Origin of the sequence: Micromonospora sp. H61, assembly GCF_018070325.1 — a bacterium.
In the GTDB taxonomy this organism is placed as follows: Bacteria; Actinomycetota; Actinomycetes; order Mycobacteriales; family Micromonosporaceae; genus Micromonospora; species Micromonospora salmantinae.
Map to the genome: position 1 here is coordinate 55,800 of NZ_JAGPXY010000005.1, position 16,824 is coordinate 72,623.

The window sequence follows — 16,824 nt, forward strand, 5'->3', positions numbered from 1 at the left end:
GGGGTCAGCAGGGTGGCGGGAGTTCTCGTTGGGTGCGGCGCAGCTCCTCGGGGAGCAGTTCGCGGAGCTGCTCGGGCAGGAACGGCAGGTCGAGCAGCGTCATCTTCAACTGGTTGCGTTCCTGGTAGCGCAGCGGGTCGAAGCGCACCACCAGGCCGGCGTTGCGGCGGTACCTGATCTCCACCGCTCCCTCGGTGGCCGGGTCGCGGAACACCAACCCGTCCATCTCCACCACCACCGGGGACGAGTCGGGCTCCAGCTCCAGCCGGATCTTCTCGTCCGGTGAGAGCACCACCGACCGGGAGATGCCGGCCATCGGCGCCGACGGCGTGACCACCATCGAGTCCGCCGCCGGGGAGATCAGCGGGCCGCCGGCGGCGTAGCTGTACGCCGTGGAGCCGATCGGGGTGCTGACCACCACGGCGTCGCACCGGTAGTAGCCGTACTGCTGGCCGTCGATGGCGAGTGTGGCGTTGACGAAGCCGGAGCCGGGCTGGCGCACCAGCGCGATGTCGTTGAACGCCACCACGTCGTCGCCACACACGTCGCAGGCGAGGCAGGCGTGCGACTCGACGGTGAACTCCTTCGACAGCAACCGGCTCAGCGCCTCAGGCAGCTCCGGCGGCTCGATCTCCACGAGAAAACCCACACGACCCAGGTGTACGCCGAGCACCGGCTTCGGGTCGAGGACGGCGGATCGAAGCGCACCCAACATGGTCCCGTCGCCACCGATGCTGATCAAGGCGTCGGCGCGGGCCGCCACCTCGTCCGCCGGCACCGGCACGATGCAGGACGAGACGCGGTGCTGGTCCTCCTCGCGCACCATCAACGTCTTGTGGTGACGCGTCGCCCACCGTTCGATGATCCCCACCACCTCGGTGACCTCCCGGGGGGGGTGCAGCACACGTCCCCGCCCCGACCCCCGCACAGCACCCCACCGCGGCGGCGACCGTACCCGGCGTACCCGGAAGGGGCGCCGAGGGGCCGCGGACCGTCGGCGCACCTCGCCGCCATCAGGGGCGGGGCTGCCCGGTGAGGTGGGTCAGCGAGCGGGCGACCAGGTCGTCGCGGGCCGCCGGAGGCAGACCCTCCAACCCGAAGCCCAGATACACCGTGTCCCCGGTGACCACCACCGAGCCCTCCTCGAACGCCTGCTGGCTGCGCGACCAGTCGTTGGCGTTGCCAGCGGAGCCGGGCGGTGGGCCGGCCACCGTCCAGCCACCCAGGTCGGCCGACTCGAACGAGGTCTCCGCCACCGTCGACCCGTCAACCAGCACCCGGGCGTCGTCCAGGAAGACGCCGAGACCCTGGGTGCCCCAGTCCGAGGCGTACGTGATCGACACCTCGACCTGCTTACCGGCGTAGCCCGACAGATCGGCCACGAACTCCTTCCAGCCTCCCGACGACCCGCTCGCCGCGTTCCAGCTGCCGGTGCTCCCGGTGGGGGAGCAGTCAGCGCCCTGGTAGTGCGCGAGGAACGGGTGCAACTGCTCCACCCAACCCTCGGGGCAGCTGTCCCCGGTGACAGTGCTGGTCTTGCCGTTGGCGTCCGGCAGTGTCGTCCAGTCGTCGCGACCCACCTCGTGCGCCTCGACGAACATGAAGTCCCAGTCCTGCTCGATCTCGTAGGAGGTGAAGAAGCGCAACTCCGCGCTGCTCGCCCCGGTGAGGTCCACAGGGCGCGTGAGCCGCTTGTACGACTCGTCGGTCTGCCCGCTGTACAGGTACCACTCACCCGTACGCGGATCGAACGGCGCGCCGCCCGGTCGGGACCAGCCCACCGGCGCGGAACTGGCGAACTGCGGGAACTCGTCCGGCGGCAGGAAGCTCGACGTGGTCAGGAACGACGCGGTGTGCGCCTGGTTCTCCGCCGAGCCGGAGGCGTTCAGCTGCCCGTCGAAGCCGGTGAACGCCGCATCGGTGCCGGCGACCGGGTACGGCTCCCCGTCCGGGCTCGTTCCGCCGTCGCTGACATAGGTGTGCGCGCCCAACCAGTACTGCTGGAAGTCGTTAAACAGCGGCAGACAGCTGGCAGCCTCGGCGTCGGTGCACTCCGGCGGCGCGTCCGGGTGATAGACGTACGACCCGTTGGCGCCCTGCGCGAACAACGCGTACTGGCCGCTGACCAGCAGTTTGCCGCCCTCGTTCAGGTAGTCCCGAACGGCCAGCTCGGTTTCCAGCGCCGCTCTGGCCGTCGTGCCGGCCACCTGACCGGGGGAGCGCAGGATCACGTCGTCGCCGGTCTCCCAGACCACCGCCTCGTAGTGCGACAGCACGCCGAGCGGGTGCGGCGCCTTGCGGCCCATCGCGTCGAAGTCGTACACGTCACTGCTGCGCCCGGCGGCGCCCAGCGACGCCGCGACCTCGTCGGCGTACTTCGCCGTGGTGCCGGTCTGCGCCGGGCTGAGGCCGGTGACGTCCTCCACAGCGAGGACCAGCACGTCGCCACCGACGTCGTCGTGCACCCGATAGGTGAAGTGTTCGCTGGCCACCACCCCGGCGCGCGGTTTGTTCCCGGTGAACCAGACCTCCACCCGGTCGCCCGGCTTCGCGCCGCTGACAGTGCCCCGTAGCTCGGCGTAGTAGTCGTCGTGGGTGTTGCCGTACCGCTCGCCGCCGCGCCACTCGCGGACCGCGACAGTCTTGGGCCTCCCACCGTTGACCGTGTAGTGCATCCGCACGTTCCTCAGCGCCCGACGGGTGATCGCGGCGACCTGCTGGGTGCGCCCGTACGAGGTGTCGAAGGCGTCCACCACGAAGTCCGGAGTGCTGCGACCGACCACCGAGACCGGGTCGTCCGGGTCCGCCGCCGACCGGGCCACCGCCAACGCGAACGGTAGGTTCTTGCTCACCTCGCCGGCGATCAGCGCCTCGTCGTCAGGGAAGATGAAGCCGCTGACGCAGTCCTCCGGGCGCCACTGGTCGTCCGGGTCGACGGCCGAGGCGGCCTCGCAGGTGGACATCTCCGGGGTGAAGCCCAGCGTGCCGTACCTGACGGTGGCGTGACTGTCGGTGTCACCGTTCGTGGTGTAAAGCTCCGCGGAGATGTCCGGGTCGTAGCCGGGCACCGCGGGGTGCGCGTCGTCACCGGCCATCGCCTTGTAGATCTCGTCGTCCGGGGTGGGGGTGCTCACCTGCCAGCCCAGGCCGTAGAGCAGCAGTTCGGCCGCCGAGTGGTAGTTGACGAAGAACTCGAACCCGACCCGCTTGAAGAGCCGGTCCAGCGCCTTGGTCTCCGGCTCGGAGTTGGGGCCCGGGCCCCGGTAGGTCTCGCTGTTCAGCTCCGGCGACGAGCCCTCGTTGTCGTATCCCCACTTGTAGCTGAAGTTGCGGTTGAGGTCGACGCCGTCGCCGGAGCCGATCTGCCCGTCACCGTTGTTGTCCCGCAGGTTCTTGCGCCACAGCCGGTTGCCGGGGGTGAACGTGAAGTCGTAGCCGTCCGGGTTGGCCACCGGCAGGAACCACAGTTCGGTGGTGTCCAACAGACGGGTGATGTCCCGGTCGGTGCCGTAGCTGTCCAGCACGTGATGCATCAGCCGGCGGGTCATCTCCGGTGTGATCCACTCCCTGGCGTGCTGCGCGCCGGCGTAGAGCACCGCCGGTCGTTTGCCGTCCGCCACGGTCCGCGCGTTCTTGGTGACCTTCACCGCGACGATCGGCTGCCCCTGCTGGCTGCGACCGATCGTCTCCACCTTGGTCAGCTTGGGATACCGGGCCGCTGTGGCGTTCAGTTCGTCTCGCAGGCCGCCCGGCTCACCGTAGGGACGGAAACTCGTCCAGCCGGCCGCGGCCTGCTCCCGCAGCGCCTGCGACGCGTCCTTGCCCCGCACCTTCTTCACCGACAGCGGTACGCCCTTGTCGGTCAACCGCTTCGCCTGCCGTCGGCTGAGGACCGTCTCGACAGTCGTGCGGCCGGACGAGTCCGCCTTCGCGTCGTGGCCGAGGTCGACCCCCGCCGCGCGCAGTTGCTCCCGCTGTTTCGCGTCGACAACGCCGACGTACACCTCCAGACCGTCGCGGACGCCCGGGTCGGACGGGGGCCGCGCGCTGGCCGGTGGGGTCAGTGCCAGTGCGCCGAGCAGGGTGACCACGCCGGCGATCGCCAGTCGTCTCGGTCTCATCGCGCCTCCTTGGGTGAAGGACCTCTAGGCGCGAGCCTTCGGTGCGGCGTGATCAGTGTCAATAGGTCGATGGGTGCAAGGTTTGCTGACCGTGTTGGTGCCGGTGCCGTGTGTGATGGATGGACGACCTGCCTCGTAACTGGGATTTTGTCGCATCGTTGAAAGGGTGCTGATGAACGAGCGGGCTGATGGACGTCAGCTCTGCTTCGGAGGGTGTAGCGGAGCCAGGAGGCGACTTGACGTGCGTGCGTTGATGGAGCGCGGGTGGCTGTTCGCGGAACGCCGTCGGCGCCTCGAACGAAAGATCGCCCTCTACAACAAGCCCTTGTCCCGCGCGGAGATCGAGCGGATCCAGGTCGAACGCTTCAACAAGATGTGGGCGTACTGCCTGACACGGGTGCCGTTCTACCGGTCATGGCGGAAGGAGCACGATCTACCCAGTGGCATCTCGCGGCCGTCGGACCTTCGCCACTTTCCGATGCTCGACAAAGAGCTGCTGATCAGCCGCTCTGCCGAGGTCTTCGCGGGTGGTTCGACGAAGCAGGCATACAGCACCGGCGGGAGCACCGGCCAGCCCACCAAGTTTCCTCGGGGGCGGAGCGAGTCGACCGACCGGTGGGCGAACAACTACCTCGGGCGAGCTTGGCGGGGAGTCCAGCCGTTCGAGCCGCAGGTCCTGCTCTGGGGGCACTCGCACCTCTTCGGCGACGGGCTGGCCAGCCAAGTCGCTCGGTTGCGGCGCGGCGTCGCCGACCGCCTGGTGAACATCACTCGGTTGAACGCCTACGACCTCAGTGATCCTGCGCTTCGAGGGCACTACGAGGCGATCCGGTCCCGGCAACCCGTGTTGCTGGTCGGATACACCTCCGCAATCTTCAAGGTCGCCCGCTACATCGAGCGCAACACGCTGGACCTGGGCGACGTGAGTCGGCTGCGGGCGGTGATCCTGACCGCGGAGACGGCCAGTGACACGGACATCGCACTGATCGAACGGGTCTTCGGAGCAGGGGCGGTCATCGAGTACGGCGCTGCCGAGACCGGCCTGGTGGCGATGTCCCGCCAGGAGGCACGGCCCATCCAGGTCATCTGGGACAGCTTCATCTGTCTCGTCGATGATGGTGGTTCGCTTGCGGTCACGACCCTCGACGACCGTCTGTTTCCACTGGTCAACTACGCCATCGGGGACCAGGTCGAACCATCTGACGTCGTCGACGGCAATGCCTTCGAGTTCCGCTCGATCCTCGGCCGACGGCAGGAGATCGTTCAGGTCGGCTCCGCGCGCGGGACCCTTGACCTTTCGCCGATCCTGCCGGTGCACATCCTCAAGACCCTTCCGGGAATCGTCGGAGTTCAGTTCCATCAGGAGCGACCTGATGCCCTCCACATCTACGTACAGGCAGACCACGAGCTTGATCTCGAAGCGGTGAGCCTGTACTTCGCCCGCGAGTTGCGGAAGGACCACCCTGATCTTCGCGCAGAGTCGATAACGTTCCACCAGGTTGCCGAACAGGCCCGCACTCGCGCCGGCAAGCACGCCCTGTTCGTTTCCTGATCCGAGTGGCACCGCGGCCTCACCTGCCGATGAGGTCGACGGGCGGCACCCTGTGACGCTCCTGCTCAGAGGAGACGGGCCTTCTTACCTGGTGAGATCCGCGCCGCCGGTATCGACGCGACACCGCGGCCACCACGAGGATCCCCGCGACCAGCATTTCCGCGACGGTAGTGGCGGCGGCGGCACCCGTCGGTCCAAGTGTGGCCGCCTGGAAGAGCAGCGCGCCGCCCAGGAGCAAACCTATCGACAGGGCGAGACGGGTGGCGGCGGCGTAGTTCCCGTCGCCGATGCGGTTGAGCGTGTAGGCGCGGTTCATGGTGGTGAACGGTAGGGCGAGCGCCAATAGTTGCAGCCAGAGCGCCGATTCCGGTATCGGCAGCGAGAGGAGGCTCGTCGTGAGAAACGGCGCGGTGACGATGACCCCGGCGGCGATGACGGTCGCACCGATCACGGCGATCACCTCGCTCTCCCGGCTGATCGCCACCGTGGGACCGAGATTGTGTCGCCGCCGGGTCCGGATCGCCATGGGCACCCGGAGTCCGCTGAATGTGACCGCGACCAGTGCCTGGTAGATGTTGACCAGGGCGCCAAAGCAACCCACGACCTGGGGACTCGCCACCAATGACAGAGCGATCGTGCTGACTCGGCCGGTGAACGCCTCGCCAAGGCTGTAGGCGAAAAGCGGACGGCTCAACCGGAACGCGTGTCCGGCGGCCCGCAGCGACAGCCCTCTCCACATCGGAAGTGGAGCGGCCGGGCCGCGACACGCGAGTATCTCCGTGCTGAGCAGGTAGGCGGCGGCGCCAACCAGGAGTGCGGTCGTCAACGGAGTGCCGGCGACCAGCAGCGCCATGGACAGGAGGCGGGTGCCGGTTATCGCGGCCGAGGCCGCGATGAAGCGCATCTGTCGGGCGAGGTCGCCGAAGCGCAGGTCGGCGAGGCTGTTGAAGATCATCACGCCGCCGGCGCTGATCAGGGCTGCCGCGCCGTATCCCTGGCCGGCATAGAGCGCAGCGATCAACAGGGTGGCGGTGGCCATGGCAGGCACTGCCACCAGGATTCGCTGACTGTGCGCCGCGCGGCGTTCCTCGTCATTGCCGGATACATACAGCAGGGATGATCCACCCATGACCAGGTTCGCCACCCAGGTCAGCGCGGCCGTCATCACGCTGTAAGCCGCGATTTCGGCGGTCTGGCCCTGCCGCGCGCTGTACGCGAGTATCCCGGCGTTCAGCAGTCCGCTCATCAGGCTGGACGCCGACGCCACGACGGTATTGGACCGCACCCCCGACCGGCGACCTCCCTGGGGGCGGACAGACTCAGTGGGCTCGGAGAGCGTCTGCTCTGGAGTCGACCGTTCCTTCAATCGTGGTCCTTTCACGGCGGCTGGGCACCGCCCGCCGACGGGCGGGGGTCAGCGCTCCGCGACTGTCAACCTGATCCGGTCGAGGATGTTCGGCCCTTCGGTCTCGGCCCGCCAGGACCGATAGGCCTGCCCCGCCGCCCGGCGTGCCGCGAGCCGTTCCTCCTGGCTGCGCTGGGCGAACTGGTCAATCTGGTGAGCCAGAGTCGCCACCGTGGCATCCGTCAGGACGACTCCTCCGCCGGCCCGGAGCACCGGGCTCCAGGGGGTCTCGTCCGAACAGATCACCGGGCACGACGCGGAGAGGCTCTCCGCGATGACGTGGCCGAAGTTCTCCCCCTGAGTCGGAAAGACGAACATGTCGTACTCCGCGAAGGTGGACCGGACCGCGCGGGGCGCGAGCTCTCCCCGATAGGAGAGCGTCACGGACGCCGGCAACCGCTGGGCAAGCAGTTGGCATTCGGCCCAATAGGACCTGTCCTCAATAGGGCCGTAGATATCGAAAACCACCGGCCGCGTCACCAGCGCGAGGGCCTCGATCACCTTCGCCAGATTCTTGATCGGGCTGATGCGACCGATGAATACGAGCCGCGAGGAACCACCGGTCTCTTCGGGTGGGATTGGCTCTGGCGGAAGCGACACCTCGTTGGGTCGCATCTCGATCCGGGCCCACGGAAAGAGGTTCCTGATCAGCTGGGCTTCGTGCGGGTTGGTGGCGTGCCAGTGGACCCTGAGCCGTCTGAGAATGGGTCGCCAAACGCGTAGGAACAATCGCTTCTTCAAGCTCTTGACCCCTAGCGCACTCGCCGCCAGCTCACCCCGAGGGGCGACGAGTATCTGTTTGACCCGAATGATGCGTGCCTGCGCCGCGAGAATCGGCAGAACCGATGACCTCGCCCAGAGACTGTTGACGTAGAGGAGGTCGAATCTGGTTGATCGGAGCGCTTTCAGCAGGGCGTACCACTGGCGGAGGCGACCTGGATCGAGGTAGTAGATGCGAGCGTGGCCCCGGTCGATCCAGTGACCGGAGTGACCGGGATACGGCTCCGCGGAGCCGAGATCGCGGTCTCTCGTCACCATCGTCACCTCGATCGCTGGCGATACGACGTCGAGCAGTTGGGCAACGGAACGGACAGGGCCGCCGGCGCGGAATCCCGGTTCGAAGAAGTCACACGTCAACAGCACGCGATATGGCGGTGTGGGGACCGGAATTGGCGAATCGCGAATGACATTCGCGGCTGCGGGGGTCAGGTCGTCGTGTAGCACGTCGAAGGGTTCGGCCACGTCCGGCTAACGATGGGCGGTGTGGATCGGTGACGCCACGGAGGATCGGTCTGTGCGATGTGGCGGCGATCGACGCCGAAATCGCGAGACAGGCGGCCGAAATGGAAGTCCGGATATATGCTCCGCTGTCATGGAGTCAATGACAGGGGCGCGCCCGATGGCAGGTGGGAATCAAGGCGCGCGTCCACGTCACGCACGCGGCGTACCCGAGGATGAGGCAAGGCTCCCGACCAGCGGACTCTGGCGCTGCTTCGCCGGGCTGGCCTGGCTCGTGCTGGGCGTGGCGTGCCTGCTCCTGGAAAGAAACTCCTCCGTTGGGTGGAGCAGGGACGGAAACCTCGCGATGAGCCTGCTGGCGACCCTCTTCGGCGCCTGGGTCTTCTGGCGGGACGGCGGTCGCCGCATCACCGCCGTAGGGCTCTACAACCTCGCCTTCGCATTCTTTGTCGGCTTCAGCGGGCTTTACCAAACGGTGAAGGCATGGACGATCGATCCCGGCATCCCGCTCTTCACCGCTCTTGCCATCTGCTACTTCGTACAGGTCGTGACGTGGTTGCTGTTCTGGAGCAGCACCGCGCCGCATCGGCTGCCACCGGCTGCCGGCCAGGCGGACGGCAGGACGGCAGGGTGGGCGGTGAAGTGTGGTCTGGTCCTGCTGGTGCTCGGAGTGAGCATGGCAACGGTCGCACCGAATTCACCGCCGGTGGCAAACCCGATCGGCTTCGTCGGCGTCGTGCTCCTCGCGGTGGGGTTGTTGCGGGGCCCGATGGCACGCCACACGTTCGTCTGGGGACTGGTTCTCCTGGTCGCCTTCGCGTTCTACTTCACCTACCTCTTCAATGGCTTCGGGCGGATCGTCGTCGGTACGCTGGCGCTCGCGTTGCTGGTGATATCGGCCCACCGGGACCAGCGGCCCTACACCAAACTCCTCGTCCTCGGTGGAGCGGCGCCGGCTCTGCTGTTCCTCGCCGGGCTGCGCGCCACCGGCTCACAGGGCTCGGCTGCGATGGTCGACCAGGACGGATTCGGGTCCGCGATCAGCCCGCTTCACTCGTTCGCCCAGCTGCTGCGCCTGAACGAGGTGGGGCTGCTGCCGCGCGGATGGGGGGAGACGTTTGCCAACGCCGCCGTGGGTCTGGTGCCTCGCGCGCTGTGGGAGGGTAAGCCGATCGGTTTCGGTTCCGACCTCGTCGCCTTTCTGAGCCCTGAACTGGTCGGCACGGGACATTCCGCGGCGGCGCTCGCGCATGGGGAGTGGTTGTACAACTTTGGCCTGCTGGGCCTGGGGCTGATGGTGCCGGTGACCGGCCTGGCCGTCCGGTTCATCGACAGGGTCCTGGCCTGGGCCTCGTCCGGCCCGCTGACGACGCCGTACGCCGTGGGCGTCTACGCCGGTGCGATCGTCACCGCGGTCGGTCTGTTCGATCTCCTCTGGGTGGGCAGTTTCACCTACGTGGTGCGCGGAGGTGGGCGACTGCTGGTGCTGGCCGCGGTGATCCTGCTGCTTGGTTGGCGGGTTTCCGGGGCGGTGGCGCCGAACCACCTGGTCGGCAATTACCGGACGCCTGCGGCCCGCCCCGCGCGGCCGATGGCGCCCACCCGATGACGGCGGCACGCGGGCCCGACGCCTGACCATCTGGTGGTGCACCAGGACCATCAGGATCTAGAGCAACTCCATTGTGCTTTTGGTCCCGATGTGGGCGTTTCTCTCGCGGGATTCCACTCGTTGCGGCAGTTGTGGCCGCACCACGGCCCCAACCAGCGCGGCCTACGCGAGCCACCATGAACGAACGGAGCGTCAGTGAGTTACTTGACCACCGGACGCCGGGTGCTCATCACCGGCGGTACGGGTTCCTTTGGGCAGACGATGGTGCGCCGACTCCTCGACCGTGGAGTTGGCGAGGTCCGGGTGCTCAGCCGGGACGAGGCCAAGCAGGACGCCATGCGTCGGCTGCTCGGCGACGAGCGGGCCCGTTACTACGTCGGAGACGTGCGGGACTACGACTCGGTGCTCAAGGCCAGCCGGGGCATCGACTACATCTTTCACGCGGCCGCCCTCAAGCAGGTGCCCTCGTGCGAGTTCTTCCCGCTTGAGGCGGTCCGGACGAACGTGCTGGGCAGCAGCAATGTCGTCGAGGCCGCAGAGCGCAACGGCGTCGGCTCGGTCGTGGTGCTCAGCACCGACAAGGCTGTATACCCGGTCAACGCGATGGGGATGAGCAAGGCGATGATGGAGAAGGTCGCCCAGGCACACGCTCGGAACAACCCGAACAGCGCCACCACGGTCTCCTGCGTCCGGTACGGCAACGTCATGTACTCCCGTGGCTCGGTGATTCCGCTCTTCATCGAGCAGATCAAGGCGGGCCGGGCACCTACCGTGACCGACCCGGGGATGACCCGCTTCCTGATGTCGCTGGCCGACTCGGTGGAGCTGGTGGAGCACGCCTTCCAGCACGCCCGGCCCGGCGACATCTTCATCCGCAAGGCCGCCGCCTGCACCGTCGGCGACCTGGCCGAGGCGCTCTGTCAACTCTTCGACGTGCCCTCCAAGCTCGACGTGATCGGCGTACGGCACGGGGAGAAGCAGGCTGAGACGCTGGCCAGCCGGGAGGAACTCGCTCATGCCGAGGACTTCGGTGACTTCCTTCGGGTGCCGCTCGACGGCCGTGACCTCAACTACGCGCTCTACGTCTCCGAGGGCGGCCTCGGCGACGGGCGGACCGAGGACTTCAACTCGTCGAACGCGCCACAGCTCGGCGTACCCGAGATCATCGAACTGCTGAAGACGCTGCCCGAGGTGCGCGCGGAGCTGGCGCTGCGGGATCCGGTGCTGGCGTGCTGAGGCTCGCCGTCACCGGTGCCGGCGGCTTCCTCGGCTGGCACGTCCGGGTGCTGCTGCGCGCTCTGGGTTGGCCGGAACCGGTCGTGGTGACCCGGAGCGACCTCGCCGATCCCGACTTGGTCGCGGCGAAGGTGGACGGAGTCGACCGGGTGCTGCACCTGGCCGGCGTGAACCGGGGTGAGCCGGCCGATGTCGCTGCCGGGAACGTCCTGCTCGCCGCGCAGCTCGCGGAGGGACTCAAGCACTGCGCGAACCCGCCGACGCGGGTTGTCTACGCCAATTCGGTGCAGGCCGGCAACGGCACCGCGTACGGCGACGCCAAGGCCACCGCTGCGCGAGTGCTGGCGGATACCGGCGTCGACCTCGATGACGTGTCGCTGCCGAACCTCTACGGCGAGCACGGACGCCCGTACTACAACTCCGCGGTGGCGACGTTCTGTCGGGTGCTCGCGGAGGGTGGCCGGCCGGAGGTGCACGCCGACCGTGAGTTGAGCCTCGTGCACGTCACCGACGCGGCCGCCCGGCTCATTGGTGTGCCGGCCGGCGGTTCATGGGATCCGGCCATGCCGCCGCTGCGCATCGGAGTGCAGGGGCTGGCCCACCGGCTCACCGAGATCGCCGCGACGTACCGGACCGGGGACATCCCGCACCTGCTGAAGCGGCATGATGTGCGGCTCTTCAACACATACCGGTCGCACTGTTTTCCGGCGCACTACCCCCTGGCGCTGCCTCGCCGCGCCGATGCCCGGGGTGAGCTGGTCGAGACGGTCAAGGCGCACGGTGGTGCCGGCCAGACCTTCTGCTCCACCACGCTGCCTGGGATCACCCGCGGCGAACACTTTCACCTGGCCAAGGTGGAGCGGTTCGTGGTGCTGCGCGGCTCTGCTGAGATCAGCCTGCGGCGGGTGGGTGACACCGAAGTCCTGCGCTTCCCGGTGAGCGGCGACGAGCCGGTACTCGTGGACATGCCGACGATGTGGGCACACAAGTTGGTGAACACCGGGCCGGACGAGCTGGTGACGATGTTCTGGACCAACGAGATCTTCGACCCGGACCGACCGGATACCTGGCCTGAGGCGGTGGTGGCGGCCCGACCGGCGCCGGTGGCGGTCGGGGCGTGAAGATTGGCCTGATCAGCCAGTGGTATCCGCCGGAGGGCGTCTTCATACCGGGTAACCTGGCGCACCAACTGGCCGGCCGTGGCCACGAGGTCAAGGTCCTCACCACATTCCCGAGCTATCCGTACGGCCGAGTCTTTCCTGGCTGGCAACAGCGCTGGCGGCATCGGGAGAGCGAGGGGCCGGTGATGGTCCGGCGGGTGCCCGCCTATCCCAGCCACGACACCTCCACCGTCCGGCGCGCCCTGAGCCACCTCTCCTTCGGTGCCACCAGCGCGGTGGCTGGGGCGCGGTGGCTCGCTGACGTCGACGTCACCTACGTCTACCACCCGCCGCCCACGGCCATCGCCGCTGCGGCCCTGCAGCGTGCGGCCCGCCGAACACCGATCGTGCTTCACGTGCAGGATCTGTGGCCCGAGTCGGTGACGCAGTCCGGGATGGCACCGACCGGCCGGGCCGGGCGATGGCTGGAGCGGTCCATCGGGGCGCTGATGCGTGGGACGTACCGGCTGGCCGATGCCATCGTGGTGATTTCGCCGACGATGGCTGAGCGGGTGGTGGCCGGCGGCGCCGACCCGGACCGGGTGCGGGTGGTCTGGAACTGGACTGACGACGCGCTGTTCCGGCCGGTGCCGGTCACCGACGAGGCCCGTGCGGCGCTCGGTCACCGCCAGCGCTGCACCGTGATGTTCGCGGGCAACCTCGGGCTCCTGCAGGGCATCGAGACGGCCATCCGGGCGGCGGCCGCCGCCAGTGACCGGATGGACCTGGTGCTGGTCGGCTCCGGCGCGGGTGAGGACGGCGCCCGCCGATTGGCCGCCGACCTGGGCGCCGACAACGTGCGGTTCATCGGTCGGCGTCCGCCCGAACAGATGGCGGAGCTGTACGCGGCAGCGCACTGGCAACTTGTGTGCCTACGCGACGTACCCGCCCTGCGCGCTGCCGTCCCGTCGAAGCTGCAGGCCGCGTTGGCCTGCGGTGTTCCGGTGATCGCTGCCGCCGGGGGCGACACCGGGGCCCTTGTCCGGTCGACCGGGGTCGGTCTCGTCTGTCCGCCAGAGGACTGGCGGGCGCTCGCCGAAAGGTTCGTGGAAGCGTCCGAACAGCCGGCCGCCACGCGGCAGGCCATGGCGGACCGGGCCCGCCAGGTGTACCGCGATCGGATGTCCCTGCGCGTGGGCGTCGACCAGTTCGAAGACATCCTGACCAAGGTGGCAGCGCAGAGAGGACGGGCATGACCCGCATCATGACAGTGGTCGGCACCCGGCCGGAGATCATTCGACTGTCCCGGGTGCTTACCAGACTGGACAGCACTGTCGACCACACCCTGATTCACACGGGGCAGAACTGGGACCCGACCCTGTCCGACGTGTTCTTCACCGAGCTGCGACTGCGCCAGCCGGACCGGTTCCTGGAGGTCGACACCTCCTCGCTCGGCCGGGTACTCGGTGGCGTTCTGGTCGGCATGGAACAGGCGATCGCCGAGCTGCGGCCGGATGCGCTGCTGGTGCTGGGCGACACGAACAGCTGCATCGCCGCGCTGATGGCGCGACGGATGCGGGTGCCGGTCTACCACATGGAGGCCGGCAACCGGTGCTTCGATCTGAACGTGCCGGAGGAGACCAACCGGCGGCTGGTCGACCACGTGGCCGACTTCAACCTCGTCTACACCGAACACGCCCGGCGTAACCTGCTCGCCGAGGGCCTGCACCCGCGGCGGATCCTGCACACCGGCTCGCCGATGCGGGAGGTGCTGGAGCATTATCGTGCACCGATCGCCAGCTCGACCATTCTCCGGCGGCTGGAGCTCGATCGAGGCGGGTACTTCCTGGTCAGCGCCCACCGCGAGGAGAACGTGGACCGTCCCGACCGGCTTCGTCGGCTGCTGGACTGTCTTGTCGCAGTGCGGGACAGGTGGGCCCTCCCGGTGCTGGTCTCCACCCATCCGCGCACCCGTAAACGGCTGGAGGCGTTGGCCCCGGACGCCACCGCCCTGGACGGCATCGCCTTCCATGAGCCGTTCGGCCTGCTCGACTACGTGCACCTGCAGACCAAGGCGTACTGCACGCTGTCGGACAGCGGGACGATCAGCGAGGAGGCCGCCATCCTTGGCTTCCCCGCTGTGACGCTGCGCGAGTCGATCGAACGTCCGGAGGCGCTCGACGCCGGCGGCATCATCATGACCGGCCTCGACCCGCAGGGCGTGGTCGAGGCGGTCGAGGTGACAGTGGCCCAGGTCGCCGCCGAGGGGGTGCCCTGCCCGGTCGACTACCAGGTGCCGGACACCTCCCGGCGGGTGGTCGACTTCATCCTCTCCACCGTCCGCCGGCACCACGACTGGGCGGGCATTCGCCGCTGACAATCGGGGCACCGGGGCTGACCACCACGAACCTGTGGTCGTCAGCCCTGGTCGCCGTGCCCGGGGTCCTCTCTGTGCTTCTGGTGCGGCAGCCCGGAGTGCCTTGACCCGGCCGGGGTCCCCTCCCGGCGCACGGAACGGGGTGACGCCGCGCGGCGTCACCCCGGTGCATCGCCGCCGCAGCGGCGGGGCCGATCACATCAGTGCGACTGCAGGGGTACCCCCCGTTGGCCCTTCACCACCGGATCGACCGGCTGCACGCAGAGCAGCGCGAGATGCTCGACGATCTTCGCCGCGTCGTCGTACGGGTCGAGCCCGCTCACCTCGATCGGGTCGAGCGCCGGCACGGCCACGTGGGACACCAGGGGATGGAACGGTCGGGTGTCGACCTCACCGGTCCCGAGCAGGTCCTCGTGCAGCTTCTCGCCGGGGCGCAGACCGGTGTAGACAATGGGCACGGAGCTGGAGGCATGCTCGACCATCTGACGCGCCAGGTCGACGATCCGGACCGGGTCGCCCATGTCGAGCACCAGCGCCTCCCCGTCCCGGCCGATTTCGGCGGCCTGAAGCACCAGGTGGACGGCCTCTTGGACGGTCATCAGATAGCGGCTGACGTCGGGGTGGGTGACGGTCAGCGGCGTCCCCGTCTCGATCTGCCGTTGGAAGGCTGTCACCACCGAACCGCGGCTGCTCAGCACGTTGCCGAACCGGACGCTGAGGAACGTGCCCGGGAAGCGGGACGCGGCGTGCGCGGTCAACCGCTCCGTGATTCGCTTCGAGTAGCCGAGGACGCTGATCGGATCGGCCGCCTTGTCGGTCGAGATGTTGACGAACTTCGCCACGTCCTGGCAGGCGTCCAGCACGGAGAGCGTGCCCCAGACGTTGGTCTTGATCGCTTCGCCAGGGTGCCGCTGAAGCAACGTCAGGTGCTTGAGCGCCGCCGCGTGAAAGATGATCTCCGGACGGCGCTCCCGGAGGATCCGTCGGATGCCCTCGTCGTCGCGTAGGTCGGCGAGGATCAGCTCGGGGCCGTCCAGCATGGCCCGTCCGGCGAGCGACATCTGAAGGCTGTGCAGAGCGGACTCGTCCCGGTCCAGCATCATCAGCTCACCCGGGTTGGCCTTCATCACCTGACGGCAGAGCTCCGAGCCGATCGAACCGCCGGCGCCGGTGACCAGGATCCGTCTTCCGGTCAGGCTGTTGGCGCTCAGCGGTAGGTCACCGACCACCTGCCGGCGGCCGAGCAGGTCGCTGACCTGCACGTCCCGGACGTCGGTGACGGTGATCCGGTGGTCGACCAGGTCCCGCACCGGGGGCAGCACCTTGAAGACCGCGCCGGCTTCGAGGGTGGCCTCGCGGATCTGACGGATCAGGGCGGCGTCCGCGTTGGCCACCGAGAAGATGACGGTGCTGGCACCGGTAAGCCGGACGGAGGCGGCGACGTCGTGCCGGCCGCCGAGCACGCGTACCCCGCCGATGCGCAGGTCACGCTTGTCCGGGTCGTCGTCCAGCGCGCCCACCGGCAGGTACCGACCGCGTGGGTCGCCGAGCATGGCGCGGAGCAGCCCCTGCCCGGCGTCACCCATTCCGAACAGCAGCACCGGCGTGGACGATCGGACGTCTGGCCTCATCGCGAGGTCGCGCCGGTGCCGGTACGCGAACCGGGCGCCGAGCATGAACAGCAGGGCGAGCGCGCCGCCGACCAGAGGGGTGCTCGCCGGAACCGGCCGCTCGGTGGCCGGCAACAGCCCGAGCAGCACGATGCCGGCCGTGGTGATGGTGGTACCGGCGACGCCCTGGACCTCCTGAAGGCTGCCCAGTGGGTGTCGTCCGGAGTAGAGCCGCCGCAGCGCCGCCACCGCCACGTGCACGACCGCCGCGACCAGTCCGATCGCCGCAGCCCGGGACAGTTGGCCCGGGGGGAGCTGAAACTCGAACCGGGTCCACACGGCCGCGACGAACCCACCGACCCACGCGGTGGTGTCTGTGGCCAGGAATCGGACGGTGCGCCGGCGAGCCCGGGCTCGCCGCGCGTGTCGGTCGGCGTCCTGTGTGTTCTCGGTGTCCTGCGCCATGAGTTGGCTCCCTGTTTCGTCGCACGACTGCTTCCGCCCGCGCGGCAGAAGGGGCCTCGGGGCTCTTTGTCCTTGTTACATGCTTAGAGGCTCGTCCGGGCGGTTTCCGA

11 protein-coding genes are annotated in these 16,824 nt (G+C 68.5%); 6 read left to right on the plus strand and 5 right to left on the minus strand.

Annotated elements, in window-relative coordinates:
• Nucleotides 1-4 precede the first annotated feature (4 nt).
• Both KBX08_RS04850 and KBX08_RS04855 read right to left on the minus strand, forming a co-directional pair.
• A complete protein-coding gene (locus KBX08_RS04850; RefSeq protein ID WP_210781334.1) occupies nucleotides 5-928 on the minus strand; it encodes an NAD(+)/NADH kinase in 924 nt (307 codons plus the stop codon).
• 85 nt (nucleotides 929-1,013) lie between these two features.
• The gene (locus KBX08_RS04855; protein ID WP_210781335.1) at nucleotides 1,014-4,121 is read right to left on the minus strand and encodes a M14 family metallopeptidase; all 3,108 of its coding nucleotides are present in this window, start codon (nucleotides 4,119-4,121) and stop codon (nucleotides 1,014-1,016) included.
• Nucleotides 4,122-4,362: 241 nt separating this feature from the next.
• Here KBX08_RS04855 and KBX08_RS04860 point away from each other — a divergent pair, with 241 nt between their 5' ends.
• Nucleotides 4,363-5,673, plus strand: a complete 1,311-nt coding sequence (locus KBX08_RS04860) for a phenylacetate--CoA ligase family protein (RefSeq protein ID WP_210781336.1) — start codon at nucleotides 4,363-4,365, stop codon at nucleotides 5,671-5,673.
• Nucleotides 5,674-5,692: 19 nt separating this feature from the next.
• On the opposite strand, the gene KBX08_RS04865 is transcribed toward KBX08_RS04860, so the two are convergent.
• Both KBX08_RS04865 and KBX08_RS34600 read right to left on the minus strand, forming a co-directional pair.
• The gene (locus KBX08_RS04865) at nucleotides 5,693-6,940 is read right to left on the minus strand and encodes a hypothetical protein (protein ID WP_210781337.1); all 1,248 of its coding nucleotides are present in this window, start codon (nucleotides 6,938-6,940) and stop codon (nucleotides 5,693-5,695) included.
• A 147-nt stretch (nucleotides 6,941-7,087) separates the two neighbouring features.
• Nucleotides 7,088-8,320 (minus strand): glycosyltransferase, encoded by a 1,233-nt coding sequence (locus KBX08_RS34600; protein WP_210781338.1) that lies wholly within the window; start codon nucleotides 8,318-8,320, stop codon nucleotides 7,088-7,090.
• Between the two features lie 343 nt (nucleotides 8,321-8,663).
• On the opposite strand from KBX08_RS34600, the gene KBX08_RS04875 reads away from it, so the two are divergent.
• The 5 genes from KBX08_RS04875 to wecB all read left to right on the plus strand — a co-directional run bounded on the left by KBX08_RS04875 (nucleotide 8,664) and on the right by wecB (nucleotide 14,639).
• The gene (locus tag KBX08_RS04875) at nucleotides 8,664-9,926 is read left to right on the plus strand and encodes a hypothetical protein (RefSeq protein WP_210781339.1); all 1,263 of its coding nucleotides are present in this window, start codon (nucleotides 8,664-8,666) and stop codon (nucleotides 9,924-9,926) included.
• 195 nt (nucleotides 9,927-10,121) lie between these two features.
• A complete protein-coding gene (locus tag KBX08_RS04880; RefSeq protein ID WP_307850444.1) occupies nucleotides 10,122-11,162 on the plus strand; it encodes an SDR family NAD(P)-dependent oxidoreductase in 1,041 nt (346 codons plus the stop codon).
• Entirely contained in the window at nucleotides 11,156-12,283 is a 1,128-nt protein-coding gene (locus KBX08_RS04885) for an NAD-dependent epimerase/dehydratase family protein (protein WP_210781340.1), read from the plus strand. The genes KBX08_RS04880 and KBX08_RS04885 overlap by 7 nt, the downstream gene beginning before the upstream one ends.
• Nucleotides 12,280-13,518 (plus strand): glycosyltransferase family 4 protein, encoded by a 1,239-nt coding sequence (locus tag KBX08_RS04890; RefSeq protein ID WP_210781341.1) that lies wholly within the window; start codon nucleotides 12,280-12,282, stop codon nucleotides 13,516-13,518. The genes KBX08_RS04885 and KBX08_RS04890 overlap by 4 nt, the downstream gene beginning before the upstream one ends.
• Complete coding sequence (gene wecB, locus KBX08_RS04895) at nucleotides 13,515-14,639, plus strand: non-hydrolyzing UDP-N-acetylglucosamine 2-epimerase (protein ID WP_210781342.1); 1,125 nt, start codon at nucleotides 13,515-13,517, stop codon at nucleotides 14,637-14,639. The genes KBX08_RS04890 and wecB overlap by 4 nt, the downstream gene beginning before the upstream one ends.
• 200 nt (nucleotides 14,640-14,839) lie before the next feature.
• Here wecB and KBX08_RS04900 read toward each other — a convergent pair whose 3' ends face one another.
• On the minus strand, nucleotides 14,840-16,714 hold the full coding sequence (locus KBX08_RS04900) for a nucleoside-diphosphate sugar epimerase/dehydratase (RefSeq protein WP_210781343.1): 1,875 nt from the start codon (nucleotides 16,712-16,714) through the stop codon (nucleotides 14,840-14,842).
• Nucleotides 16,715-16,824: the final 110 nt, after the last annotated feature.

Coding starts and splice junctions, on each gene's coding strand:
- KBX08_RS04900 (WP_210781343.1), bottom strand. CDS start 16,714: ATGGCGCAGGACACCGAGAACACACAGGACGCCGACCGACACGCGCGG.
- KBX08_RS04875 (WP_210781339.1), top strand. CDS start 8,664: ATGAGCCTGCTGGCGACCCTCTTCGGCGCCTGGGTCTTCTGGCGGGAC.
- wecB (WP_210781342.1), top strand. CDS start 13,515: ATGACCCGCATCATGACAGTGGTCGGCACCCGGCCGGAGATCATTCGA.
- KBX08_RS04855 (WP_210781335.1), bottom strand. CDS start 4,121: ATGAGACCGAGACGACTGGCGATCGCCGGCGTGGTCACCCTGCTCGGC.